Source organism: Maribacter sp. Asnod2-G09 (assembly GCF_045063795.1).
Classification (GTDB): domain Bacteria; phylum Bacteroidota; class Bacteroidia; order Flavobacteriales; family Flavobacteriaceae; genus Maribacter.
Genome location: NZ_JBEFOA010000003.1, coordinates 1 through 24,658 on the forward strand (window position 1 = coordinate 1; position 24,658 = coordinate 24,658).

27 protein-coding genes and 1 tRNA gene are annotated in these 24,658 nt (G+C 33.5%); 8 read left to right on the forward strand and 20 right to left on the reverse strand.

Annotation, left to right across the window (positions count from 1 at the left end):
- Positions 1-319: 319 nt before the first annotated feature.
- The 4 genes from ACJJVT_RS03805 to xerA form a co-directional block, all read right to left on the reverse strand.
- The gene (locus ACJJVT_RS03805; RefSeq protein ID WP_405396659.1) at positions 320-1,204 is read right to left on the reverse strand and encodes a DUF4261 domain-containing protein; all 885 of its coding nucleotides are present in this window, start codon (positions 1,202-1,204) and stop codon (positions 320-322) included.
- A gap of 708 nt (positions 1,205-1,912) precedes the next feature.
- Positions 1,913-2,419, reverse strand: coding sequence for a hypothetical protein (locus ACJJVT_RS03810; RefSeq protein ID WP_405396662.1), 507 nt, complete (start codon positions 2,417-2,419; stop codon positions 1,913-1,915).
- A gap of 201 nt (positions 2,420-2,620) precedes the next feature.
- Positions 2,621-3,190, reverse strand: a complete 570-nt coding sequence (locus ACJJVT_RS03815) for a hypothetical protein (protein ID WP_405396664.1) — start codon at positions 3,188-3,190, stop codon at positions 2,621-2,623.
- A gap of 63 nt (positions 3,191-3,253) precedes the next feature.
- Positions 3,254-4,327, reverse strand: coding sequence for a site-specific tyrosine recombinase/integron integrase (gene xerA, locus ACJJVT_RS03820; RefSeq protein WP_405396666.1), 1,074 nt, complete (start codon positions 4,325-4,327; stop codon positions 3,254-3,256).
- A 118-nt stretch (positions 4,328-4,445) separates the two neighbouring features.
- Here xerA and ACJJVT_RS03825 point away from each other — a divergent pair, with 118 nt between their 5' ends.
- Entirely contained in the window at positions 4,446-4,835 is a 390-nt protein-coding gene (locus ACJJVT_RS03825; protein WP_405396667.1) for a DUF2116 family Zn-ribbon domain-containing protein, read from the forward strand.
- A gap of 18 nt (positions 4,836-4,853) precedes the next feature.
- On the opposite strand, the gene ACJJVT_RS03830 is transcribed toward ACJJVT_RS03825, so the two are convergent.
- From ACJJVT_RS03830 to ACJJVT_RS03845, 4 genes are all read right to left on the reverse strand, one after another.
- On the reverse strand, positions 4,854-5,201 hold the full coding sequence (locus tag ACJJVT_RS03830) for a hypothetical protein (protein ID WP_405396669.1): 348 nt from the start codon (positions 5,199-5,201) through the stop codon (positions 4,854-4,856).
- 167 nt (positions 5,202-5,368) lie between these two features.
- A complete protein-coding gene (locus ACJJVT_RS03835) occupies positions 5,369-6,049 on the reverse strand; it encodes a hypothetical protein (protein WP_405396670.1) in 681 nt (226 codons plus the stop codon).
- Between the two features lies 1 nt (position 6,050).
- Positions 6,051-7,400 (reverse strand): tyrosine-type recombinase/integrase, encoded by a 1,350-nt coding sequence (locus tag ACJJVT_RS03840; RefSeq protein WP_405396671.1) that lies wholly within the window; start codon positions 7,398-7,400, stop codon positions 6,051-6,053.
- A gap of 53 nt (positions 7,401-7,453) precedes the next feature.
- Positions 7,454-7,527 (reverse strand) — tRNA-Met (locus ACJJVT_RS03845).
- Positions 7,528-7,665: 138 nt separating this feature from the next.
- On the opposite strand from ACJJVT_RS03845, the gene ACJJVT_RS03850 reads away from it, so the two are divergent.
- Together ACJJVT_RS03850 and ACJJVT_RS03855 are read left to right on the forward strand one after the other, a co-directional pair.
- Positions 7,666-8,049 (forward strand): START-like domain-containing protein, encoded by a 384-nt coding sequence (locus ACJJVT_RS03850; protein WP_073243911.1) that lies wholly within the window; start codon positions 7,666-7,668, stop codon positions 8,047-8,049.
- 52 nt (positions 8,050-8,101) lie between these two features.
- A complete protein-coding gene (locus tag ACJJVT_RS03855) occupies positions 8,102-8,959 on the forward strand; it encodes an aminotransferase class IV (protein ID WP_405396674.1) in 858 nt (285 codons plus the stop codon).
- Here the strand turns inward: ACJJVT_RS03855 and ACJJVT_RS03860 are convergent.
- The 5 genes from ACJJVT_RS03860 to ACJJVT_RS03880 all read right to left on the reverse strand — a co-directional run bounded on the left by ACJJVT_RS03860 (position 8,956) and on the right by ACJJVT_RS03880 (position 13,480).
- Entirely contained in the window at positions 8,956-9,516 is a 561-nt protein-coding gene (locus ACJJVT_RS03860; protein WP_405396677.1) for a YqgE/AlgH family protein, read from the reverse strand. The two genes, ACJJVT_RS03855 and ACJJVT_RS03860, sit on opposite strands and share 4 nt — an antisense overlap.
- Positions 9,517-9,627: 111 nt before the next feature.
- On the reverse strand, positions 9,628-9,900 hold the full coding sequence (locus ACJJVT_RS03865; RefSeq protein WP_405396680.1) for an HU family DNA-binding protein: 273 nt from the start codon (positions 9,898-9,900) through the stop codon (positions 9,628-9,630).
- Positions 9,901-10,073: 173 nt separating this feature from the next.
- Complete coding sequence (fmt, locus tag ACJJVT_RS03870; protein ID WP_405396682.1) at positions 10,074-11,021, reverse strand: methionyl-tRNA formyltransferase; 948 nt, start codon at positions 11,019-11,021, stop codon at positions 10,074-10,076.
- A 1-nt stretch (position 11,022) separates the two neighbouring features.
- Positions 11,023-12,918 carry an ATP-dependent DNA helicase RecQ gene (locus ACJJVT_RS03875; RefSeq protein ID WP_405396684.1) on the reverse strand — a complete coding sequence of 632 codons (1,896 nt, stop codon included), beginning with the start codon at positions 12,916-12,918 and terminating at the stop codon, positions 11,023-11,025.
- Positions 12,911-13,480, reverse strand: coding sequence for an AAA family ATPase (locus tag ACJJVT_RS03880; RefSeq protein ID WP_405396686.1), 570 nt, complete (start codon positions 13,478-13,480; stop codon positions 12,911-12,913). The genes ACJJVT_RS03875 and ACJJVT_RS03880 overlap by 8 nt, the downstream gene beginning before the upstream one ends.
- A gap of 87 nt (positions 13,481-13,567) precedes the next feature.
- Here ACJJVT_RS03880 and ACJJVT_RS03885 point away from each other — a divergent pair, with 87 nt between their 5' ends.
- The 3 genes from ACJJVT_RS03885 (at position 13,568) to murA (ending at position 15,920) form a co-directional block, all read left to right on the forward strand.
- Positions 13,568-13,855, forward strand: a complete 288-nt coding sequence (locus tag ACJJVT_RS03885; protein WP_405396689.1) for a DUF493 family protein — start codon at positions 13,568-13,570, stop codon at positions 13,853-13,855.
- 81 nt (positions 13,856-13,936) lie between these two features.
- Positions 13,937-14,596, forward strand: a complete 660-nt coding sequence (locus tag ACJJVT_RS03890; protein WP_299799421.1) for a DUF4290 domain-containing protein — start codon at positions 13,937-13,939, stop codon at positions 14,594-14,596.
- Positions 14,597-14,612: 16 nt separating this feature from the next.
- On the forward strand, positions 14,613-15,920 hold the full coding sequence (gene murA / locus ACJJVT_RS03895) for a UDP-N-acetylglucosamine 1-carboxyvinyltransferase (RefSeq protein ID WP_299316831.1): 1,308 nt from the start codon (positions 14,613-14,615) through the stop codon (positions 15,918-15,920).
- On the opposite strand, the gene ACJJVT_RS03900 is transcribed toward murA, so the two are convergent.
- From ACJJVT_RS03900 to ACJJVT_RS03915, 4 genes are all read right to left on the reverse strand, one after another.
- Complete coding sequence (locus ACJJVT_RS03900; RefSeq protein ID WP_405396692.1) at positions 15,907-16,323, reverse strand: hypothetical protein; 417 nt, start codon at positions 16,321-16,323, stop codon at positions 15,907-15,909. The two genes, murA and ACJJVT_RS03900, sit on opposite strands and share 14 nt — an antisense overlap.
- Positions 16,324-17,322 (reverse strand): pirin family protein, encoded by a 999-nt coding sequence (locus tag ACJJVT_RS03905; protein ID WP_405396694.1) that lies wholly within the window; start codon positions 17,320-17,322, stop codon positions 16,324-16,326.
- Between the two features lie 20 nt (positions 17,323-17,342).
- Positions 17,343-17,786 (reverse strand): VOC family protein, encoded by a 444-nt coding sequence (locus tag ACJJVT_RS03910; RefSeq protein WP_405396696.1) that lies wholly within the window; start codon positions 17,784-17,786, stop codon positions 17,343-17,345.
- Positions 17,787-17,869: 83 nt separating this feature from the next.
- Complete coding sequence (locus tag ACJJVT_RS03915; RefSeq protein WP_405396697.1) at positions 17,870-19,297, reverse strand: amidohydrolase; 1,428 nt, start codon at positions 19,295-19,297, stop codon at positions 17,870-17,872.
- A 258-nt stretch (positions 19,298-19,555) separates the two neighbouring features.
- Between ACJJVT_RS03915 and ACJJVT_RS03920 the strand changes: the two genes are divergently transcribed.
- Positions 19,556-20,605 (forward strand): DUF6340 family protein, encoded by a 1,050-nt coding sequence (locus ACJJVT_RS03920; protein WP_405396699.1) that lies wholly within the window; start codon positions 19,556-19,558, stop codon positions 20,603-20,605.
- 2 nt (positions 20,606-20,607) lie between these two features.
- Here ACJJVT_RS03920 and ACJJVT_RS03925 read toward each other — a convergent pair whose 3' ends face one another.
- The 3 genes from ACJJVT_RS03925 to ACJJVT_RS03935 are packed head-to-tail and all read right to left on the reverse strand — an operon-like array spanning position 20,608 to position 23,106.
- Positions 20,608-21,918, reverse strand: a complete 1,311-nt coding sequence (locus ACJJVT_RS03925) for a cryptochrome/photolyase family protein (RefSeq protein WP_405396700.1) — start codon at positions 21,916-21,918, stop codon at positions 20,608-20,610.
- Positions 21,919-22,608: an SDR family NAD(P)-dependent oxidoreductase gene (locus ACJJVT_RS03930; protein WP_405396702.1), complete on the reverse strand. Its 690-nt coding sequence runs from the start codon at positions 22,606-22,608 to the stop codon at positions 21,919-21,921. It lies immediately after the preceding gene.
- Positions 22,609-23,106, reverse strand: a complete 498-nt coding sequence (locus ACJJVT_RS03935) for a cell division inhibitor (protein ID WP_405396705.1) — start codon at positions 23,104-23,106, stop codon at positions 22,609-22,611.
- A 172-nt stretch (positions 23,107-23,278) separates the two neighbouring features.
- On the opposite strand from ACJJVT_RS03935, the gene ACJJVT_RS03940 reads away from it, so the two are divergent.
- Positions 23,279-24,577, forward strand: coding sequence for a hypothetical protein (locus tag ACJJVT_RS03940; RefSeq protein ID WP_405396706.1), 1,299 nt, complete (start codon positions 23,279-23,281; stop codon positions 24,575-24,577).
- The last annotated feature ends 81 nt before the right edge of the window (positions 24,578-24,658 follow it).

The window sequence follows — 24,658 nt, forward strand, 5'->3', positions numbered from 1 at the left end:
TTTTTGTTCCATAATCGTTGATTCTTTCCAAGGCATAGCATCTGAATTTTGGTTTCAAATGCAACTTAAAAAGTGTAAACGATGTTTCTATAACTCTGTAAAGGATGTTTGTATATCGTACCAAATGTTTTACAACGGTTTAGCTATGAACAGTACGGGAGCAAACTAGCGTTTGCTTTCCGCCTCGCACATAGCAAAATCTTTTTGTTTTGTTTTTTCTTTTCCTTGTTTAAAGCAAAATCCCAAAGATTTTGCGGACTTCATAAAAATACACAAACCCTGCGAATAAGCCCGAAGCCCGTATTGTTTATAGGTTGTGTTAGCCACCGTTATTTATTTCAATAACGATTCTTTTCGGTTCAAGCTGAGAATCATTAAAGTAGCACTTCAACTTTTCATTTTCTTTAATTCCCTCAATCGTATTACCGTGCTCAATTACAACACCGTTTTCAAAGATATAATTACCATAATTGAATAAAAGTCCAGCTATTTGTTGAGGGTCATAATCCGTAAATCGAAATTCAAAATCTGGAAGTCCAAGTGAATTTAAGCCTAGAGTATCCATAATCATTTCGTTCTCCTCTTCTTGAATATTGAACAAGCGAACATTCATAAAAGCATTTACATTTTGATAGTTATTCTGACTACTCTTTTCTATAAAATCGTTTGGCTCTAAAATAACTTCACTATTTCGAATCCATACAGCATTTGGTTTCATTGCAGAAACTATACCTGCTACAAATTTTTGAAAATATTCTACTCGTTCTTTATAATCTAAATTCCTTGACATTAAGTCTGTCAATAAGATTTCGTAAGAACATTTTTTAACTGTCTCTTCTGCATGTTCCCAATTCCAAGATTGTCCGAAAGAATTGTTCAGTTCAGAATATTCAATTTTATTTTCGTCAGGTATGAATATAGTTGCTTGAGCAGGAATATTTCCCTCAGCAAATTTTACTTCGTAATCTTTGAAAAAGTAATGTCGTGAATTTTCAGTTTTATCCAAGGTTTCCGGAAATTCTATTATTTCAAACCTGTTTTTCAGCTCTTTTTCAATAAGCTCATCGTTAAGGATAGGTTTATCTTCAAAGAAAAGTTTTACCATTAATAATTCAGTCGGGTTTTCTAACTGTTCATTCTCTTGAGCATCTGTTCCGTTTTCAGGTTTTGGTTTATTTCCAAATATTTTTTTGAATAGATTCATTCAGTTCTATTGGTTTTTTATAATGTTCGTTAATATACATGGTTTACAAAAGTTATAGATTAGAGTTTACACTAAATTAGTTTCTAACCTCACTGATTGTTCTTTTTTTCTAAATACATGTTCATCAAAGTAACCTAAAAATACATTTCTATAAAATACTCTCCAAATACCATTGCCAATGTCCAGTGCTCCGATGTGTTTACCTTGGAGCGAAGCGGAAAGGTAAACCCAATTATATGACTTCCATNTTTTTGTTCCATAATCGTTGATTCTTTCCAAGGCATAGCATCTGAATTTTGGTTTCAAATGCAACTTAAAAAGTGTAAACGATGTTTCTATAACTCTGTAAAGGATGTTTGTATATCGTACCTAATGGTGGCTAACGGCTGGGCTAAGCGTAGTGCGGTTGTAAGGAAACTTTTCGTTTCCGTCTGCGCACGAAGCTAAAGCTTATTGTTTTGCTTTTTCTTTTTTGTTCCAAAGCTAAATCCATAAGATTTAGCGACATTATAAATATACACAGACCATTCGTTTTAGCTCTAAAGTCCGCATTACGTTTAGGCATTGTTACCACACGTTTTTCTTGTGTTATATTGGCACGTTACTATTCGCACTCATCCCGTTCCATTAGTCCTTTTTCGCAATTTTGGCAAGTCCATATTCTCAACGATTACGACCGAGTAAAGTCCATCTGCTCAATTTTCAATTCTATTTGTCTGGCAAATCACGTACAGGTTCTATTTTTAATTTGCTTTGAATCATACTAGCTAGTTCATTGCAAGATTGATTAATCTTAGTTAAATCATCACTCAATTTTTCTAATTCATCAAGACCTATCGAATTAGACTTACCCTTATATCTTCTCGAAGAGGTTATAAGATAGTCGCCAGCAATTGGAATTAATGGATTGTGTGCAACTAAGTCTCTGGTAGTTTGAAATTTTTTTGTGAAGGAGTTTTTAATTTCTAGTAATAATAAAATCTCAGAATCAAATTTTCGTTCTCCGATATTTAGAGTGAGAAGACTGAACACTAATAGCTCCATTCTTTTATTAAGGCTCGATTCATGGAAATAATCAATCAAATCAATCTTTAAGCTCCCTTCGTTTTCTTTTCTTATAAAATCAAAAATTATTTCCAGAATTATGTTTATTTGAAACTCGAACGAATTATTGGAATTTATAAATCTCCCTATTATTGCATGTTGTTCTGTCATTTTTGAAATGTGTGGTAACGGTTGAGCTATGAACAGTACGGGAGCAAACTAGCGTTTGCTTTCCGCCACGCACATAGCGAAATCTTTTGGTTTTGTTTTTTCTTTTTTTGTGTCAAAGCGGAATCCCAAAGATTTCGCGACATTATAAATATACACAAACCTTTCGTTTAAGCCCGAAACCCGTATTGTTTATAGGTTTTGTTACCACATGTTTTTATGCGGTTTCTCTTTCAGTTTTTTTGTCCGAATTATTTTTCCGTCCTCATTTAAAAAATCAATTTTTCCGCCATCAATATTAGAAATCACAGTCAAGTATTCAATTTTATATGCGTAAAAAGCATTGTTTTTTTTTGAAAATTTATAATGCTTAATTGTTCTCCGAACATCAATATGATTTGATGAAGAAAAAAAATCATCTAAATTTTTAGCACTTGTGTCCAACTCTGTAGTAATCCATTCTTTTGTTAGAATTCCTTTTCTGTTATAATATTTGGAAGTCAACCAAAGTCCAAAATTGTCCCTTATATCTTCTCTTGCTAATACTCCACTACGGTAAAATAGTTTTGATTGACCAGTAAAACCCTTTAAATCAAAATCTTTTTCAGAGTAAAAAGAGGTTTCGTTTAGGTAGTGTATTTTTCCATTTCCGTAATATGTGGTATCCTTTCGAATACTATCCTTTTTAATCACATCGGTCAATTCTTTAAACTTTTCTGTATGCTGAGAGAGACAAACAACTGAAGTTAAAAAAAAGAGAATAAAGGTTTTCATTTTAAATATGTGGTAACAATTGGATAAACGTACCTAGGTACGTTTATTTCTTATTTAGGATTACTAATCTAGTGGATTTTTAATACTTTCAAAAGTATTAGTTGCCACATGGGTGTAAATTTCAGTTGTTTTACTTGAACTATGTCCTAAAAGTACTTGAATCTGCCTTAAATCTGTGCCAGATTCTAGTAGGTGCGTAGCAAAACTATGTCGTAATATATGTGGTGTAACAGTTATGCGTATGTTAGCTTTTTCAGCAGCGGACTTTACAATTTTCAATACACTAGCACCGCTATATTTCATTCCATTTTTACCTTCAAATAAATATATTTTAGGTTCATATTTCGTAAAGTATCGCCTCAAGTCATTTAAGGCATTTTTTGATAACAACGTCTGCCTATCTTTGTTTCCCTTTGAACCTACAACACGAACTAGCATTCGTTTACTATCAATATCTTCTATTTTCAAATTTAAAAGTTCACTTCTTCTTAAACCAGAACCATATAATAATTGAACAATACATTTATGTTTTAAATTGTTAGTGTTTTCAATAATTGTAAGTATTTCTTCTTTTGAAATTACTTTAGGTAATTTGGATTCTTTTCTAGGTCGTTCTATTTCATAGAAACGGTTTGGCATACCTAAAACTACTTCATAATAAAATTTAATAGCGTTTATGGCTTGATTAAGGTAAGAGTTCGATACATTTCTGTGAATGAGGTGCTGAAGAAAATTTCTGATATCACTTTCATCAAGAGTTATTAATTCTTTTTCTTTATAGTAATTAATAAACATTTCAAAAAAAGAAACGTATGTGCGTACAGTACTATTGGCGTATCTTTTAAGTTCCAACTTTAATAAGTACTCTTCAGGACAAAGTCTATATTCTGTTACATTAGTCCTATTTCTGAACCATTGTACATCTACTGTTTCGTTGTTAGTATTAATAGGTTTATTTGTAAAGAATCGATTATAATTTATCCAAACAATACCTTTGAATGTTGTAAAGATTATACCCAAGTTTGTCTTAGTATTAGGTATATATGCCATGTTATATTGTTTGCTCCACTTGGGGTCTGGGAGTCCTTTGATCAAGTTCTGTATCAGTTTATCTGGGCTAAACTTTATACCTATCATCTTTTGATTTTTAATCATTAGATGGTAAAGTGTTATAGATTTTACAGAATTCATATTACAAGATTAAACATATATATAATTTTTAGCAGTATATTATACGTATAATATACGTTTACAAATGGGTAAGGAAAGAAAATGTTTGATATGTTCAACACCGATTTCAGGAAGAGTTGATAAATTGTTTTGCTCACTGAAATGTAAATCTATAAACCAGTATGAAAAACGTCAAGAAAGTGAACAGTTCTTTTTTAAGGTTGATAGTCATTTGAAAGTAAATAGAAAGATTTTAAAGAGTTACAATAGATCTGGTTTTACTACTGTTCGTAGAAATGAATTAATTGATAGAGGTTTTAATCCAAAATTTTTTACCCATTATTGGAAAAATCAAAAAGGAGATGTTTATTTATTTGTATATGAATATGGTTTTTTAAATATTCAAAACGATGGAATTAAAAAATATACTTTAGTGAAGTGGCAAAATTATATGGATATTACCCAAAATAAATAATGAGTATGATAAATAGATTTATTTAAGAGGTTTTAAATAAACGAGAAATTTTGTTTCCATATCGAAGTAGGGTAACATTCCGTCAGGCCTTACAGGTATATTAAGAATCCTTTGGTAACGATCAAAGCTTTTTCTTAATAATAAAATATCTCCTTTAGTTGCTGGTTTATTATTGTTATTGGTAAAAGCATTTTTTAAGACATCTGCAGCAAGTGCTCCAGCAGTAGCATTTCCAATTCCTGCAGCACTCATTTTTTCAATTTTACTGGTAAATTTCGGAGCTTGTTTAAAGGGTAATAAATTTGATGTTTTTGTTTTCTGATGATGAGCTTTAGACCTGCAAGTGGCACTGCAAAATTTTTGCACATGCCGTCTTTTGGGTATGAATTCTTCATGACAATAATTACAGATGTAGTGTTTCGTGTCCATTTAGCGTTAAATGTACGTATGTTTGACGCATAATTAATGGATTTTCCGAGATATTTGGTAGGGTAGCTAATTAACTAACCTTAGCTAAAATAGGGGAGTTGTTTCTAATTTGAATTAAAAACAGTTTCTAAAAGAAATTCCATTGATTCTTCATCGGTAATTAAAACCGGCTTTTGTGACCCTACTTTTTTTAGACTTTTGGGTGTAGGACTAGCTTCAATTGCATCTAACTTTTCTTGGTGTTTAAATACATTTTTTAATAGCTGAACATTGTCATTCTTAATATAGGTTAGAACTTCAGCTGAATTAAGATTTGGAATTATTTGAATACTGAATTTGTTTTCAATTTGGACTTTATGATATTGAAAACAATCTGCCTGAAGTTTAAAGTATCCCTTGATTTGTTTATTGGCATCGCAATGAGATGTCACATTTTCATTCATCCATTTAGTAATGAACGTATAAAACCGCAAATGCATTATATAGTTTTCTAAAAGCGTTGAAAATTGTAATGGACTTGTATTATCCTTTTTGTCTATTAACTTTATTGTATTATAGTTAAGAATAGACGCCTTCTCTAATAACGGTATACAATCTTTTATAGCTAATACTTTTTCTGTTGAATTATTTTCAGACAGAAAAACAATGGTATTAAAAAATTCTTCTGTTTTAATATTTCTAAACTCACTGAGTTCACTTAAAGGAATGATACTATTTGGAATAAAAAATAGAAGAGGTGTATAGAGCTGTTTTATTAAATTTTTAAGTGTTTTGCTTGTATCCATTCTATTCTTTTAAAAGATTTGAGTAATCTTCGGCCAGTTCAGCATCTATATCACGTAAATATTTTTCTAAGGCGGACATTGAATTATGACCCGTAATCAACATTAATTTACTTTTGGCTTCAAATGGTGTAGCATCTTTTAATATTACCCGATATAGTTTTGTGATATACGTATGTCTAAAGCTGTATAATCCAAAATCTTCGTTTAGATTAAAATGTTCTTTCACTTTTTGTTTAAATCGTTTAGAGAAATAATTTCTTCTGTTGGTTTCTTTAGTATCCCAAGCTCCGCCAATTTCGGTAGGGGTAAAAAGTAAATCATTTGGATTCAAATTTGATAAGTCTGGTATTTCATCAAATAGCATTTGGGGTATTATTTTCTTTTTTAACTTACTATTTTTAGCTTGGAAGGTAAGTGTTCTGTTTACTAAATCCACGTCTTTAATACGAAGCCTAGATACTTCTATAGGTCTTAGAAAGTTATATGCAACGAATTTGATATATAGTAATAATATCGGGTCTTCTTTCGTCAAATGTTTGAATATACTTTTTTCTACCTCGAGAGAAAATGTTTTATTCCGATTTGGGATAGATTTTAAAACCTTAATCGTTTTTATAAAGTTGAATTTTATAATTTCATTTTCTTCTAAAGTCTGTAAAAAAGTACCAAGGGTCAATCTGAAATTGTTTCTATTTCTTGGGCTTGTATTGATGACTATTTCGTTTAAAAAGTCAAGCAACATTTTTTTAGTTAGCTGATGGGTGTATTTTATATTTGGATAATTTTTTGATAGCCATTTTAAAAAGGCTTGACCTTTAAGTCGATAATCTTGAACTGTTCTAGCTTTAACTTGATTTTTCTTCAACTTTAAAACGTAATCGAAGGCATCTTTTAGGGGCATTCCTAAATCCTTTGTTTCCGATTGAGTAGGTAGTTCTATATTCGCTATTTTGTTAGTAGACTCTGTATATTCAGTTTTAATTTTTTCTATTTTCTTATCTACTCTTACATGCTTTAAATCCGGTTCATGAATTTTATCGACCGATTGATTTTCCAATGGGCTATAGCCTGCTCTCAATAATTTTAATAGATTTTTACGGTACGAGGTTAGAATTGTTAATCTATCTGCCTTTGTTTTATAATTATTTGCCTTGCCATAAATATTTTTCATTCGTTCCAATTTATTAGTTTTTGGGTTCCTAAATGAAAAATAGACGTACCATCTTTTAGAAAGATCACCTTTGGCGGTATAGATTTTTGGTACTGAAAAATTTGGTTTTGTAGACAAATCGTGTTCTAAATCGTGTTCACTTTCGTGTTCAATTGTAATTGCATGCAGAAATATAGACATAAAAAAACGGTTTAGAGTGAACTAAACCGTTGTTTTACTTGAATTTACTAATGTAGCGAGAGGGGGGCACGATCCCCCGACCTCCGGGTTATGAATCCGACGCTCTAACCAACTGAGCTACCTCGCCATATTATTTTTAAACGGCTGCAAATATAGTGGTAATTTATTTGTTCTTCAACAAAAAATGATGAAAAAAATAATACCTCACATTTATTTTTTTATCATTTAGAAATATATATATTGCCCGCAATAAAGTAGCATGAACATGAGCGATAAAATAAAATTTGAAATAGAGTTTGTAATACAGTCTTCACCACAGATGTTATATCAGTACCTGGCAACACCTTCTGGACTGTCAGAATGGTTTGCAGATAATGTGAATTCTAGAGGAGAGAAATTTACATTTATTTGGGACGGAGCTGAAGAAGAAGCTAAGTTGTTAAAAAGAAAATCTGATGAGTTTGTACGTTTTGCTTGGGATGAAGCAGAAGATGATAGCTTTTTTGAAATGAAAATAATTGTAGATGAAATAACTAAAGATGTTTCATTGTTTATAACTGATTTTGCAGAAGATGATGAAATTGAGGAGTCTAAAATGCTTTGGACGAACCAAGTATCTGATTTAAAACAGGTATTGGGATCATCTTAAAAATACCCTTATTTACAGTATCTTTGAGCCTTAATTTTTTAAGGCTTTTTTTATGTTCAATTTTAATGGTGAACTTCTTGAGGATAATACATCTTTTTTAAACGAAAAGAATAGGGGAGTACAGCTTGGTGATGCCGTTTTTGAAGAGTTACGTGTGTTAAATGGTGATATCGTATTTTTAGAGGATCACTATTTACGCTTAATGTCTTCTATGAGAATTCTAAGAATGGAGATACCTATGAACTTTACGATGGAGTTCATGGAAGAAGAAATTCTAAAAGGTTTATCTGAGAACGATTTAAAAGAGTCAAAACAAATAAAATTCACCGTTTTTAGAAATAGTCAGACCGATTTTTCTAAATCAGATAATAGTATTTCATATTTCATTACCAGTAGTACATTAACAAACCCATTTTTTATTCTTAATGAGGGTGCATACGAAGTAGAACTTTTTAAAGATTTCTATAAAAATTCTAGTATGTTATCTAATCTAGATACCAACAATAAAGTTTTAAATGTAGTAGGAGCGATTTACGCCCAAGAAAATGATTATCAAGATTGTTTGTTGCTCAACGAGAGAAAGCAAGTTATAGAGGCTCTAAATGGTAATTTGTTTGTAGTAAAAGGTAATCAGATTAAGACAGCGCCAGTGACTGATGGCTGTATTAATAGTATTCTAAGAAAAAAGCTTATTGATATTGTTTCAAAAATTAATGATTTTGAATTTCTTGAGGATAGTATATCGCCTTTTGAGCTTCAAAAAGCAGATGAGTTATTCATTATAAATAATATTGACGGTATTATCTCTATTACAAAATATAGAAAGAAAGATTTTGTCAATACCACTGCAAAAAACTTAATAGGTAAATTGAATGCCGCGGCTAGAATGTCTTTAACTGCCAGTGTTTAGTTGAGACTCGGGTTTTCTGGAGCATTTGACCAAAGTAGATAATCACCACCTAATTGGATCATATTTTCTTTCCAAATTGCTTTTGCGGCTTTTTGAATAATTCTACTTTCATGTTCGTTTTCAACAACGATCCATGATTTTGAAGTCAGTTCTTCATCTAATTGTAAAGATGACCAGCCAGAATAACCAAGAAAAAATCGAATGTCATCTTCAGAAATAATTTCTTTATTGATGAGTTCTACGGTAGTTTCAAAATCACCGCCCCAGTAAATACCATCAGATATCTCTACACTATTATCTATTAAGTGTGGTACTTTATGAATAAAGTAAAGATTGTCTTGCTCTACAGGTCCGCCGTTATATACTTGAAAAGGTATTTCGATTTCGGTGACCAAATCGTTTATCTGATACTCTAATGGCTTATTTAAAATAAAACCAACAGAGCCTTCATTGCTATGTTCTGCTAACAGTACAACAGATCTATTGAAAGAAACGTCTCCTGTTAAAGAAGGTTCTGCAATTAGTAATTTTCCTTTGGTTGGCTTTAATGCGATCATTAATTTACGATGATTATATACCTAAAGTAAGACAAATCCGTCTAAATGCAAAAACATAGAAATAAAAAAAGCGCCAATTAAGGCGCTTTTAATAAATTTATTTGTGTAAAACTAGTTTACAGCTTTGCCTAAATCAGCACCTGCTTTAAACTTAACTACATTTTTAGCAGCGATTTGGATAGTTTTTCCAGTTGATGGATTTCTACCTTCTCTTGCATTTCTTTTAGATACGGACCAAGAACCGAAACCTACTAAAGAAATTCTATCTCCTTTTTTAAGAGAACTTTCAACATTTCCCAAGAAAGATTCCAATGACTTTTTAGCCGCAGCTTTTGTGATGCCAGCGTCTGCTGCCATTGCATCGATCAATTCTGTTTTGTTCATAATGTGATAATTAATTGTGATTAAATAATTTATACCTACTAACAAATTTATATGGATTTCTGAGCAACACAAGTAAAACAAGGGGAAATCCCTGATTTTGTTGATAACTCAGCGTGTTTGTTGATAAAGTAGGTTTTTTTTTACGTTTCTCGCAGCCCAATAACGGCGGGGCTTTACCCCATTTTTGCGTTTTTTTCTAAATTAAGGCCGTTCAACAGATCTCTTACAAGCATTCTTTTCTTGCCTTGAAGTTGTATTTCATCGAGATTTAAGTAGCCATCTTGTACTGCGACTTTCATCTCTTTTTTAGTAAAAATCAGAGTTCCGGTAGTTAGTTCATGTTCTTCGACTTCTATATGTGCCTTGTAAATTTTGGTAATTATCGTTTGGTCACCGTTTGTCAAAGTTGTCCATGCTGCTGGGTACGGACTCAATCCTCTTATAAAGTTGTAGATATCTTCTTTCGACTTGCTCCAATCTATTTCACATGTTTCTTTAAATAGTTTGTGAGCATCTTTTAAATCTTCGGAATTTGTCTGTTTTGTAGTTTCAAAATTTCCTTCTTGAATTCTTGCTACAGTTTTTACGACAGTTTCTGCACCTAAATGCATTAGTCTGTCATGTAAGTCTTCGGCATTATCTGTTTTTTCAATGTTAGTTTCGTCTTGCATTATAATGGCACCTGTATCTATCTTCTCGTCGATAAAGAATGTAGTAACTCCGGTTTTTGTTTCACCATTTATTATTGCCCAATTAATAGGTGCTGCGCCACGGTATTGAGGTAGAAGCGATGCATGAAGATTAAACGTCCCATATTCTGGCATATCCCAAACAAGCTTCGGTAACATTCTAAAGGCTACTACTATTTGTAAATTGGCATTTAATGATTTTAGGGTGCTTAAAAACTCTGTGTCTTTTAAATTTGTCGGTTGTAAAACCGTAAGGCTATTTTCAACAGCGTATTTTTTAACTGCAGATTCGTTTATCTTTCTGCCTCTACCAGCGGGTCTGTCTGGTGCCGTAATCACACCTACTATATTATATTCCTTTTTTACAAGCATGTCTAAAATGCCTACAGCAAAATCGGGGGTGCCCATAAATACAATTCTCAATGCTTCCATATTATAATAGTTGGTATTCGTTTATAGTGTTTAATGTTATGTAATTGTCTTCTAATAGTTCTTGTAAGGCTGCAATAACAATGTCTTGATTGATGTTTAATCGTTTTTCTAATTCTCGCGAACTTGCAGCTTTCTGCTTTAAAAGTTGAATGATTTTTATTTTGGCGTGTACAACATCTGTATTGCCTAATTTCTGGCTGATGCACACATCGCATATTCCACACTCTTTTTCTTGAACCTCCCCAAAATATTCCAATAGCTGAATGCTTCTACAAACAGTGTCATTTTCAATGTAGTTGAGCATCTTCGTTACCTTCTCAATTTTGAGCTGATTTTGCTCTTCAATATTTCTTGCGAAAATATTAATGGTGCGGTCATCATCTCGTGGTACCAAGAACAGCATTTCTAAATCACTTGAAACACTGGTGTATTCAATAATTTCATCTTTTGCTAGTTGCTCAAAGTTTTGATGTAACACTGATTCTGATATAGCTGTTTTTTTAGATAATAAGTACATGTTAATTTGTGTGTCGAATTCAAAGAGTCCGCCATAGGTGCGTAGAACTACTTTTATGAAATCGGCAAGTTTAGAATTTTTGTCAATGTACCTATATAATGTATCCTTATCTGTTATGAATTTGATAGTAATTTTTTTTGAGAAATTTTCAGATAGTGATAGTACCGAGTTTCTGTCTAGTAGCTGTAATGCATTATAAGTTAAAAATGTATTTAGCTTATATATGTTACAGAATTCATTAAAATTTAGATGAAACTTTGCATCGGTAAACTCTCCGTAGCCAATTTGAAAAAATGTATTTAATTTTTTATAAATCATTTTCACGTAGGCAACATCTGGTAAAATCTCGATAAATTGTTTCTTTACCAATACCTTGTCGGTAGTATTGGTAAGTAGAATTGCCTTTGCAAAGTCTCCGTTTCTTCCGGCTCTACCTGCTTCTTGAAAGTAATTTTCTAAACTATCGGGAATTTGATAATGAACTACCAACTCAACATCTGGTTTATCTATACCCATACCAAAAGCATTGGTAGCAACCATAACTTGAACTTTATCTTCTAACCAAAGATTGAGCCGTTCTGTTTTCATTTTTTGATCAACACCGCCATGATAAAACGTTGACTTTACATTATTCTTTACTAAAAATTTAGATAGTTCTTCTGCCTTTCTTCTACTTCTAACATATACAATGGCACTGTGTTTTATTTGCTGGCAGTATTGTTTTAAGCGACCATTTTTATCTTCGGTCAGTAGGACTCCGAATCCTATATTTTTTCTAAAAAAGGAATCTTTTACTACAAAAGGATAATTGAGATCTAATGAAGAAATAATGTCATCGCTAACTCTTTTAGTTGCAGTTGCCGTTAAAGCAACCATTGGTGGGGTGGGGTGTAGCTCTCGTAATATGGAACAGCTTAAATAGGCAGGTCTAAAATCGTGACCCCACTGAGAAATACAATGTGCCTCATCGATAACGAACATAGAAACGTTCATAGCCTTAATACGTTCTTGTACCAATTCTTGCTGTAAGCGCTCTGGTGATAAATACAAAAACTTATAACTGCCATAAATACAATTATCTAATAGCTTATCTACTTCAGTAAATTTGAGTCCGCCTTTTAGACCTATGGCTTTAATGCCTAGTTTTTGAAGATTGTCGACTTGATTTTCTATTAGGGCTACTAGCGGAGATATAACAATACAAATCCCCTCTTTCATTATTGCTGGTACTTGAAAGCATAGCGATTTACCACCTCCTGTGGGTAATAAACCTAAAACATCTTGACCATTAGAAATGGCATTGATGATTTCTTCTTGAGAGCCTCTAAAGCTGTCAAAACCCCAATATTTTGATAAAATTTCTTTTGGTGTATTATTCACCCGTTTTATTTATAAAATCTACTACGAATTGCATACGATTTTCTATAGTGCCAAATGGAACTTCTATTGGCGTATACCCAAGATCAATATACGTTTTTTCAAGCTTATCGTGAATGCCACAAGCTTGTTCGAAATTTTCCATTCGTTCATTATCCTGCACATAAATTTCTTTCCAAGGTGGTAAGATCAATACCTCGTCATACCTGTGTTCTAAACATAAATTGGCATAACGTTCTTCTGAAGGTTGCCCAAAATAATCCATATAAGCTATAACATCTGGTAACCCGCGATCATAGAATAAATGATCTTTATGTATGTTTTGGCCATTGATAAAATGTTGTAAACGGGCATCAATCAATTCATCATTAAAACTTTTTGAATCTTTTACAAAATCAATGGGATTCACTAATTTGTCTTCTAAAGATACATCGCCTAATGCATCTAAAGTCATCGTTCTAATTACCTCATGAAAACAATGGTATCCATTTTCTTCAAGTGATGATATTAATACTGTTTTTCCTGTTCCCGGACCTCCTGTTACAACAATTCTCTTGCTTTTCAAACTCATAATTTAGTTCAGCAAAAGTACATAAACCAACAATATTAAAAAACTGGTTCATTACACTTATCTTTGCATAAAATACTAGTGATGGACGAAAATAACCCAGTTGAATTCTATAAGAAATTAAAGGAGCAATTAACAGAAACTTCAAAATGGCCTTCTGACTATTTGTATAAGTTTATTGTTGAGACAAAAACAGATAAAATTGATAAAATAAATACCATTTTTGATAATACCGGTGCGGTTATCAATCTAAAAGAATCTAAAAATGGTAAATATACCAGTGTTTCTATTACCGTAAACTTAAATAGCCCTGATGCGGTTATTGAAAAATATAAAAAAGTAGGTGAAATAGAGGGCGTAATATCCTTGTAAAATAGCATTTCATCTATAATTTTATTAATTTGGCATCGTTATAAGAATACTTCTCAAAAACATTAAGCTAAAATTTTCAATTTGCAATTAGTAGAAAACCTAGAATATAATACCGAGCGTGAACATTTGATTATACCAGAGTATGGTCGTCATTTTCAAAAAATGGTGAACCATGCGATATCAATTGAAGACCGTGAAGAAAGAAATAAAGTAGCGCAAGCGATCATTAGTGTAATGGGAAATATACAGCCCCATTTGCGCGATGTACCTGATTTTCAACATAAACTTTGGGATCAGCTGTTCATTATGTCCGATTTTAAATTGGATGTAGATTCTCCTTTTCCAATTACTTCGAAAGAGATATTGAGAAAAAGACCAGAGGCTTTAGAGTATCCTCAAAATTTTCCTAAATATCGTTTTTACGGTAATAACATTAAACGTATGGTTGATGTTGCCGTAGAGTGGGAGAAGGGTGATAAGCGTTCTGGTTTGGAATATGCGATTGCCAATCACATGAAAAAATGTTACCTGAATTGGAATAAAGATGTAGTTGATGATAAAGCTATTTTTAAACATTTATTCGATTTAAGTGATGGTCGCATAGATTTAGCTGCTGAAGGCGAAAGTTTGACAGATAGCGGTCAGTTCCTTAAAAATCGAGTTGCGAAAACACCGCGCTCGAATAATTCAGGAAAGAAAAATCAAAGAAATAATAATAACCGCGGTAAAAAACGCTATTAAATTTCCACTTCTCTAGATGGGGACATTCAAAATCGAAGGAGGGCATCAGTTATCTGGTGAAATAACACCTCAAGGAGCAAAGAACGAAGCACTTCAAATACTTTGCGCAGTACTACTTACAGACGAAAAAGTAACAATTAACAACATTCCAGATATTGTTGATGTTAATAAACTTATAGCACTCTTAGAAGACTTAGGTGTAAAAATTCAAAAGAAAGGCAAAGGTTCTTATAGTTTTAAAGCCGATGATATTAACTTGGAATATTTACAATCTGATCAGTTTAAGCAAGATGGTAGGGGCTTAAGAGGCTCTATTATGTTGGTAGGACCATTATTGGCACGTTTTGGTAAAGGTTATATTCCAAAACCAGGTGGTGACAAAATTGGTCGTAGACGTTTAGATACACACTTTGAAGGTTTTATAAAATTAGGTGCCAAATTTCGCTACAACCGCGAAGAATATTTCTACGGTGTTGAAGCAGATAAGTTGAAAGGTACGTATATGTTGCTTGATGAAGCTTCCGTTACCGGAACTGCAAACATTGTTATGGCAGCGGTTTTAGCTGAAGGGCAAACTACCATTTATAATGCGGCATGTGAACCATATTTACAACAACTTTGTAAAATGTTGAATAGAATGGGCGCCAAAATATCTGGTGTAGGTTCTAATCTTTTGGTTATTGATGGGGTAGATAAATTAGGTGGTACGGATCACCGTATGTTACCTGATATGATTGAGATTGGTAGCTGGATCGGTTTGGCTGCTATGACTAAAAGTGAATTAACAATTAAAGATGTTAGTTGGGACGATTTAGGTCAAATACCAACAGTATTCGGTAAACTAGGTATTACGTTAGAAAGAAAAGGTGATGATATTTATATTCCTGCTCATTTAGACGGATACGAAATTCAAAACTATATTGATGGTTCTATTTTAACCATTGCAGATGCACCTTGGCCAGGACTAACCCCTGATTTATTGAGCATCATTTTAGTTGTTGCTACACAATCTAGAGGAGAAGTGCTTATACATCAAAAGATGTTTGAAAGCCGATTATTCTTTGTAGATAAGTTGTTAGACATGGGAGCGAAGGTTATTCTTTGTGATCCGCATAGAGCTACAGTAATAGGTCATGATTTTAAGTCTACTTTAAAAGCAACTACAATGACATCGCCAGATATTAGAGCTGGTGTTTCATTGCTAATTGCTGCTTTATCTGCAAAAGGGACTTCTACGATTCATAATATTGAACAGATAGATCGTGGCTACGAAAATATAGACGAAAGACTACGTGCAATAGGTGCTAAAATTACAAGAATGTAAATTTTAAGTAACAGGTAAGCATAAAAATAAAACTCCATAATACGGTTCTTAACCAATTATGGAGTTTTAACTTTTTAATAGATATCTCTACATCTCTTTCTTTAGATATATTTTCATGTAATGGTACAAACATTATAAAAGTTATAATCCATGCTGCTATAACTAAGCTACTATATAATATGCTGTAGAAATCAGGGGTTGTATATACTTGAATAAGACTTATGATTAATTGCGTGACCATTAATGGAATTACAATAACAGCAATTCTTTTGGTGTAGCTACTGTGCCATTGAAAAAGATCTACATGTTTGTAATAAGAGAAACTCGGATATATTATTAATTGTACAATCCAAATTAGTACCAATAAACCACTATCGCAAATTAAACGTATTGTCTCTAACATTTATTTATCAATTAAAGTGCCGTCAGGATATTTTGCAAAACGTCCTTTGCTTTTTTCGTGTACATGATCAGGATGTCTCCAAGGCCAACCACCAAACTGCGTAGTTCTAAACTCATTCATAGCATCTTCTAATTCTTCTTCAGTATTCATAACAAACGGACCATATTTAGCCACAGGTTCATCTATAGGTTTGCCTTGTAATACAAGAATACTAGCCTCTTTTTCAATGGCTTTCAATGTTATTTCAGTGTTTGCATCTACATCAATACCATGATTGAGGGTTATTATTTCGCCCAAAATCTCTAAAGAATCACCATCATAGAAATAAATTGTTCTAGTTGAACCTTCATTTGCTTTTGGTAATATTAGAGCGTCGTTAGCTTCAATTTTTATATTCCAGATAGCAACATCATTTTCTAACTCTGATGCCCATGAATCAGGGGCAGGTTTTAATGCTTGTTCAGAACCAAAACTACCGGCAATAATTTTAACTGTGGACTGCTCTAATTTTAATACCGGAATATCTTCATGCCAAAGCATTTTAAAATGCGGATCCACAAATTTACTTTTAGCAGGTAAATTCAACCATATTTGAAAAAGCTCTAGGGTATTTTCTTTTTCTGTATGAATTAGCGGAAACATTTCTGAATGTTGTACTCCGCTGCCAGCAGTCATCCATTGTACATCTCCTTCTCCAAATCGTCCTGCTGCGCCTAATGAATCAGAGTGGTCACAAAATCCTTTATTCACTACTGTTATAGTTTCAAAGCCGCGATGCGGATGTGCGGGGAATCCGGGTATCGTAGTTCCTTGATACATTCTATACCCGTCTTTAATTTGAAAATCGTTACCTAAATTTCTTCCTACTAAAGAATCATCAGGACCTAGTTTTCCGTTTCCCTTAGGGTAGTGGTCCAAATGATATACACAGAATAAAAATGGATCTTGTGTTTGCCAGGGGAAGCCTAGTTGAAATATTTTTTTAATTGTGCTCTTCATAATTTTAAGATTATATAAAATTAATGTTGAGCATTATTAATCTCCACCCAATTATTCTCAGGATCTTTTAAATAAATCTGTCTTACTCCGTCAGCTCTTAAGGTTACTGTATTTTCTTTCCCTGGCCAATCCCAATACGGAACGTTCTTTTCTTCAAGAGAAGCTATTAATTCATCTAATTTTTGGGTAGCCAAACTAAGGTGTACACTTTTACTATGTTCCATAGCTACGCTATCTTTTCCTATTAAATGTAATTGTGAATTTCCTTGTATTGCAAACCATTTAAAACCCGAAGGGGCGGAAGGGTGTGGAATCTCTTTCAAGTTCAGAACATCTTTATAAAATGCGCCTACTTTATCCAAATCTTTTACGATAACTGAGTAATGATCGTATTGAAAATCGAACGATTGGGCCGAGGCAAAAGTACCCGTAATAAAAATGAATAATGCGATAATCTTTTTCATTGTTGATGTTTAAGTTTGATGGTTCAAGTTACTTAAAAATGAAAGAAGCTATCTGTTAAGATAGCTTCTTTGTTACTTGTGTTTTATTCTCCATCTAACGGTGGTGGACCATCGATCATTGGCTCATAAACTTCATCACCTTTACGGGTTTTGAACTCTTCTTTCACCTTCGTCACTAATTTCGGATTTTGAAATAAGTCTAACATCGTCATGCCCATTGCTTTAGATGCATGAATCATTCCTTTATGTCCGATAGACATTCCGCCGCAGGCAACAACAGCCCAAGAATGCCAAGGTGTACCTGTAGGTGCTACAGAAACCCCTAAATTAATATTAGGTACATTCCAACTTACATCACCTACATCTGTAGAACCACCGCCCGGGTTTTCTAACGTTTCTCTCAATGGGTGAACGGTACCATCAAAACCAACTTCTGGTTTGCCGGTTGCTTTTTGAATTGCTTTACCAAAAACCGTTTCTTCTTCGGTATAGGTAATCGGACCTAGTAACTCTAAATTGTTCTGCATGATTTCTCCGCCAGAGCGGTTAACCAATGTTTCATAAATACCTGATACCAATGAAATTTTATACTCAACATTCGCCATAATAGCAGCACCTTCTGCCATTGCTTTTACATGTTCATACGTTGGTAACATATTTGATCTTTTAGGGTCTCTAACACGTACCCAAAGCTTAGCGTAATCTGGTACCACGTTTACAACCTGACCACCATCTTGTATATGGTAGTGAATTCTAGAAGATGGTAAAATATGCTCTCTGTAATAGTTGATGCCTGTTGTGTATAATTCTAACGCATCAGATGCGCTACGACCGTTCCAAGGATCCATTGAGGCATGTGCTGCCTGACCGTAAAACTCAACTACAAAATCGATAAGTGATAATCCGCTTTGTACATCGGCTTCAATACCTGCAGATGGGTGCCAGCTAACGTTGACATCGACATCATCCCATAATCCGGCTTTTACCATCCATACTTTTGCAAAGTATTTTTCTTCAGCTGGTGTGCCTAAGAATTTTACGGTTCCTTTTATTTTACCGGCATCCATTAGTTCTTTAATCGCAATTGCAGATCCAAGACTAGCTGTACCGAACATGTTGTGTCCGCAACCATGACCTGCAGCTCCTTCTTTAAAAGGTTCTTTTACAGGAGATGTTTTTTGAGAAATTCCTGGTAGGGCATCAAATTCGCCCAAAATACTTATTACAGGGCTACCAGAACCATACGTTGCGGTAAAAGCTGTTGGTATATCGGCAACACCTCTAGTAACGGTCAATCCGTTCTTTTCAGCATAATCAGCTAAAATTCTTGAAGATTCTGTTTCATCAAAAGCAGTTTCGGCTAGTGCCCAGATAGAATCACTAATTTTAATAAGTTCTTCTTTGTGTTTTTCGACAGAAGCGATAATTAGGTTTTTGTCTTTGCTCATTTTCTGAGAAAAAACTGAAGCACTCATACATAAACAAAGTGCCAATAATACTGTTTTTTTCATATTAGTCGTTTTGGTTGTTAGTTCCCTAATCATTAGTAGTGTTAAACTTCAGATTAAAGTCCTAGTAAATATACCAAAATAAAACGCTAGATGTCACTTTGTAAATGAGGGCTCTAATTGCGTATATCTAAGTTCGACTCATTTTTAATGAATTATTTTGGATTCAAAAATTGAGAGTGCAATCGCTTGTAAATAATATAATTTAATGTCCAATTTTTCGTTATTACTCAAATCCCAAAGTTTTAAAAATTTCGAATTATGAAAAACCTAGCCTATAAAGTACTCGTGATCACAGCATTTTTTTCAATAATGGCGTGTAGTTCTACCAATAGAATGACGATGGGTATTACCCAACCTGCTCAAGTACCGATACCAAATGATGTAATTAATATTGGTATAGTTAATAGAAGTAGTGCATCAGAAAAGAACAAGGTTGTAGATAATATTGATAAGATTTTATCTTTAGAGGGACTTAATTTGGATAAGGAAGGCGCTCAAAATGCCGTAACGGGACTCAAATATGAATTAGAACGTAGTAATCGATTTGATGCTGTTAAGGTAATTGAGAATCAAAAAGATATAGAAAAGGGATTAAGCATTTTTCCTTCAGAAATTTCTTGGGAAATTGTTGATAGAATTTGCAAGGAAAATGACGTAGACGTTCTATTTTCATTAGAATTTTATGATACTGATACCGCAGCCGATTATGAAATTACGACAGTTAAAATACCTAATAATTTAGGTATTGAGGCAAACGTACCGGGACATAGAATAAAACTAAATACAGCAATTAAAAACGGATGGAGAATCTATGACCCGTCTAATAGAACAATTATAGATGAATATGTTTCTAATGATAGACTATTTTCTTCTGGTGAAGGAATTAATCCTGTAAAGGCATTAGAGGCTGTTATTGGTAGAAAAGAGGCTGTTTTAAGTGTAAGTTCTAAATTAGGTGCGAACTATGCTCTTTTTACAAGACCTGAAAAAATTCGTATTGCTAGAGATTATTTTATAATAGGAAGTAACAATTTAGAAATTGCCGATAGACGCGCAAAAGCTGGTGATTGGGATGGTGCCGCAGATTTATGGAATGCCGATTTAAACAATGCCAAAAGTAAGGTTGCGGGTAGAGCATATTACAATATGGCCATTAGCAACGAAATTAACGGTAACCTGAACAAGGCAATAGAATATGCTTCTAAAGCCTATACAGACTACGAAAATAAAGATGCTTTGCGTTATGTAAATATGCTAAAAAGAAGAGTTGTAAATCAGCAAGAGCTAAATCGTCAATTGGCGAAATAGTCTTAGCTAACGGCTTCTTTGTATGTTGTTAAACAGCGTTCTCTAGCCATTTTGTGATCTACCATTTTTTCTGGGTATTTGTCGGTACCAAATTCTTTAATCCAGGTTTTTATGTATTCTTTGTTCTTGTCGAATTTATCGACTTGTGTCATAGGGTTGAAAATTCTAAAATAAGGTGCAGCATCAACACCGCTACCTGCGGCCCACTGCCAATTGCCCACATTTGAACTCAATTCATAATCTAATAACTTTTCGGCAAAATAGGTTTCTCCCCAACGCCAATCTATTAAAAGGTGTTTGCATAAAAAGCTTGCTACCAACATGCGCACACGATTATGCATATAACCAGTCTCGTTTAGTTCGCGCATACCGGCATCTACCAAAAGATAGCCAGTGGTTCCAGTTTTCCATTTTTCGAATTCCTCTTCATTATTTCGCCATTCTATACGGTCGTATTTTGATCTGAAAGCGTTGTCAACAGTATGTGGAAAGTGGTAAAGAATAGTCATAAAAAATTCTCTCCAAATCAATTCACTCCAAAATACTTTGTTGTTCTCGGCGATGGCTTTTTTCATCATCTTACGAACCGATACAGTACCAAAACGTAAATGCGGACCTAAGTGAGATGTTCCGTTCTCTTTTGCTGGAAAATTACGGGTATCTTCATAATTATCAATGAGAGAAGGGGTGACATCGTAGTTGGGCACTTCAATATTAGATTTTTCAAAACCGATATCACTTAATGATAAATTGGGTAAACGAGAGTTTTTAATCAAATTAGCTAAATGCTGACTCGTATAATGAATCACCAAATCTTTATCGGCACTAAAATGCTCTTGCCATTTATTCTTATAAGGTGTGTAGACTACATATGGATCTCCGTCACCTTTAACAATCTCTGATTTTTCAAAAATTACTTGGTCTTTGAATGTTTTAAATTTAATTGAATTCTCCTTTAAAAAACCAGCTATTTTTTCATCTCTTTCTTTTGCGTAAGGCTCATAATCTCTATTAGTATATACAGACATTACCTCGTATTCTTGAGTAAGACTTTTTAAAATAGCTAAAGGCTTACCAAAATACATAGCTAAAGAGCTATCATGCTCTTCTTGTAACTGATTTCGCATATGCTGCAGGGTCTCATGTATGAATGTAAGCCTTGCATCATCTTTCGGTAATTTTGAAAGAATTTCTTTATCAAATATAAAAATGGGTAATACTGGGTGGTTACCTTTCAAAGCTTCAAGAAAGCCGACATTATCGTCTAATCTTAAATCTCTTCTAAACCAAAATATAGATACTTTTTTAGACATTTAGTTGATGTTTAAAGTTGAGAGTCCGCCATCTACACCTATAATCTGTCCGGTCATCCATGTACTTTTATCACTCAAAAGAAAGACTGCTGCATTTGCAATATCTTCAGGATTTCCGACTCTTTTTAATGGGTGACGTTCACTCATCATTTCACGTTTTTTATCATTGTTCAAAAGTCGTTTTGCTAATGGTGTATCTACCAAAGATGGTGCTATTACATTAACTCGTACTTTAGGTGCGTACTCTGCCGCCATTGACTTTGCGAAACCTTCAATAGCACCTTTAGCAGCAGCTACGCTAGTATGAAAAGGCATACCTGTACCTACCGCAATAGTACTAAAAAAGACCATGCTCGAGTCGTCGTTCATCAATGAAATTATTTGCTTCACGATTTTCACCATGGCAAAGAAATTAAGTTCCATATCATCTTTCATGGTGTCTAATGACATCATTTTAAATGGCTTTAGATTTATGCTGCCAGGGCAATATATAAATCCGTCAAGTTTTTCGGGTAGCTGAGAAATATCTAGTTCGTCTTTAGTAACGTCGAATTCGATATGAGTTATGTTTTCGTACTGCAATTGTTCATCTGTTCGTGATGCAACAAATATGTTATGCGTTTCTTGTAATTCTTTTACCATTGAAAGTCCAATACCATGAGACCCTCCAATTAATAATATATTTTTCATTTAAAAAGATTTTAGTTGAAGTTCATTAGGGATGGAATCTATAGTGCCGAAGAGCTCTTTCAATTTGTCTTCTCTGAACTTAAATATTTCCATCAACTGTTTTTTTACGATGATAGGATGAGCTAACTGACCTAAAAGCCCGAATGGAATTTTATAGTCTATAATATCTTCCATAATTACACCTTCATCAATTTCATTTATAAAGTGCTTGTGATGCCAAAGTGAATATGGACCGAACCTTTGTTCATCAACAAAATAATTACCTTGATCTACGTGGGTTATTTCAGTTACCCATTTTGTAGTATAACCAGGAAAAGGGGATACCTTATATTGTATAATCTGCCCAGGAAACATTGCTCTATCTGCTCCTGAAAGAATATTGAAACCCATATGTTCGGGCGTAATAACCTTTAAATTTGCTGGATCAGACAAAAACTCCCATGCTTGTTTTTTGCCAATAGGTAGCGCTTGTTTTGAATGTAATTGATATAATTTCATTTATGCACATTTAATAAAGATAGACTGTATAAATGTCTAACAATATTCAAAAATACTTAAACATTATTTAAAAATGCTTTGTAATAGTCGTAAAAATTGACTTTATCGATTAAATTGAATTTAGGTCACTTAAATACAGGTGATTAACATTATTCTAGCTTATTTTGCAGCAATGAAACTTTTTATTCAACAGTTGGGTCTTATTATTTTTTTCATTAGTACAGCTACGTTAGCTGCGCAAGAGAATGTGCAAACTGTTGGCGAACTGCCCGATGATGTGTTTGAAACATCTGGATTAATTTACTTTAACGGCAATTTAATTACACATAATGATTCGGGTAATGAAGCTGTACTTTATGAGTTAGATACTTTGACGCTATCTATACAGAGAAGAGTGAATGTTACCAATATTCAAAATATTGATTGGGAGGCGATTTCTCAAGATGATGAATATATCTACATAGGGGATTTTGGTAATAATGTGGGTATAAGAACGGACTTAGCGGTTCATAGAATTTTAAAAGAAGACTATCTAAGTTCTAATACCGTTACCGCAACGACCATAAACTTTTCGTACGAGGATCAGCAAGCCTTCGAGAACAATGGAAATAGTGATTGGGATGCAGAAGCATTTTTTGTTATCGATGATAGAATAGTGGTATTGACAAAACAATGGCAATCTCAAGGGTCAGTGGCTTATGAATTTTCTAAATTTCCAGGAAAGTATACGGCAGGTATTGTAGGGAATATTGAAGAAGTGGGGTTGATTACTGATGCAACTTATGATGCTGAATCAAACAGATTGGTTGTAATCGGGTATTCTTCGATATTGACTCCGTTTGTGGGTATTGTAGAACATTTAAATTTTAATGCTGTTTTTGAAGGATACACACAACAATCTTTAGGACTTAATTTTATTCAAGCGGAGGGACTAACGCAAACCAGTTCGAGCAGTTATTTCTTTTCATCGGAATATTATTCAAGGCAAGCACCTACCATTGAATCGCCATCACGGTTATTTTCTTTTCAGATTTCAGATGTTGTGTCGGAGGAGCCTGAAAATCCAGAGAACCCGGAAGAACCGGAGAATCCCGAAGAACCAGAGAATCCCGAAGAGCCTGAAACTCCAGAGGAGCCAGAGAACCCTGAGTCTCCAGAGGAACCTGAAAACCCTGAAGAAAGTGAGAATCCTGCAGATCCAATAACACCTGTAGTTCCTGAGAATTCTAATGACGAGGGTAAATTGATTATTTACAGAGATAATTCTTCAAATCTTTACCATTATTCCATCGCCACAGATAAAACGGTTTTCGGACAGGTTATTTATGACTTATCTGGTAAAGAAATATGGCAAAAATCGGGAGGGATAAGCAAAAAGGGTGTTATCTCGCATCATCTAGAATCTTCAATTTATTATTTGGCTTTATACTTAGAAGATGGTATAGTTGCAAAATCTTTTGCCGTTTATTAATAACGACCTTCGTATTTAAGAATTTGTTAACATTTCGACCCCTCCTTTATAAGTAGTTTTGCGATAAATAACTAATCAGCA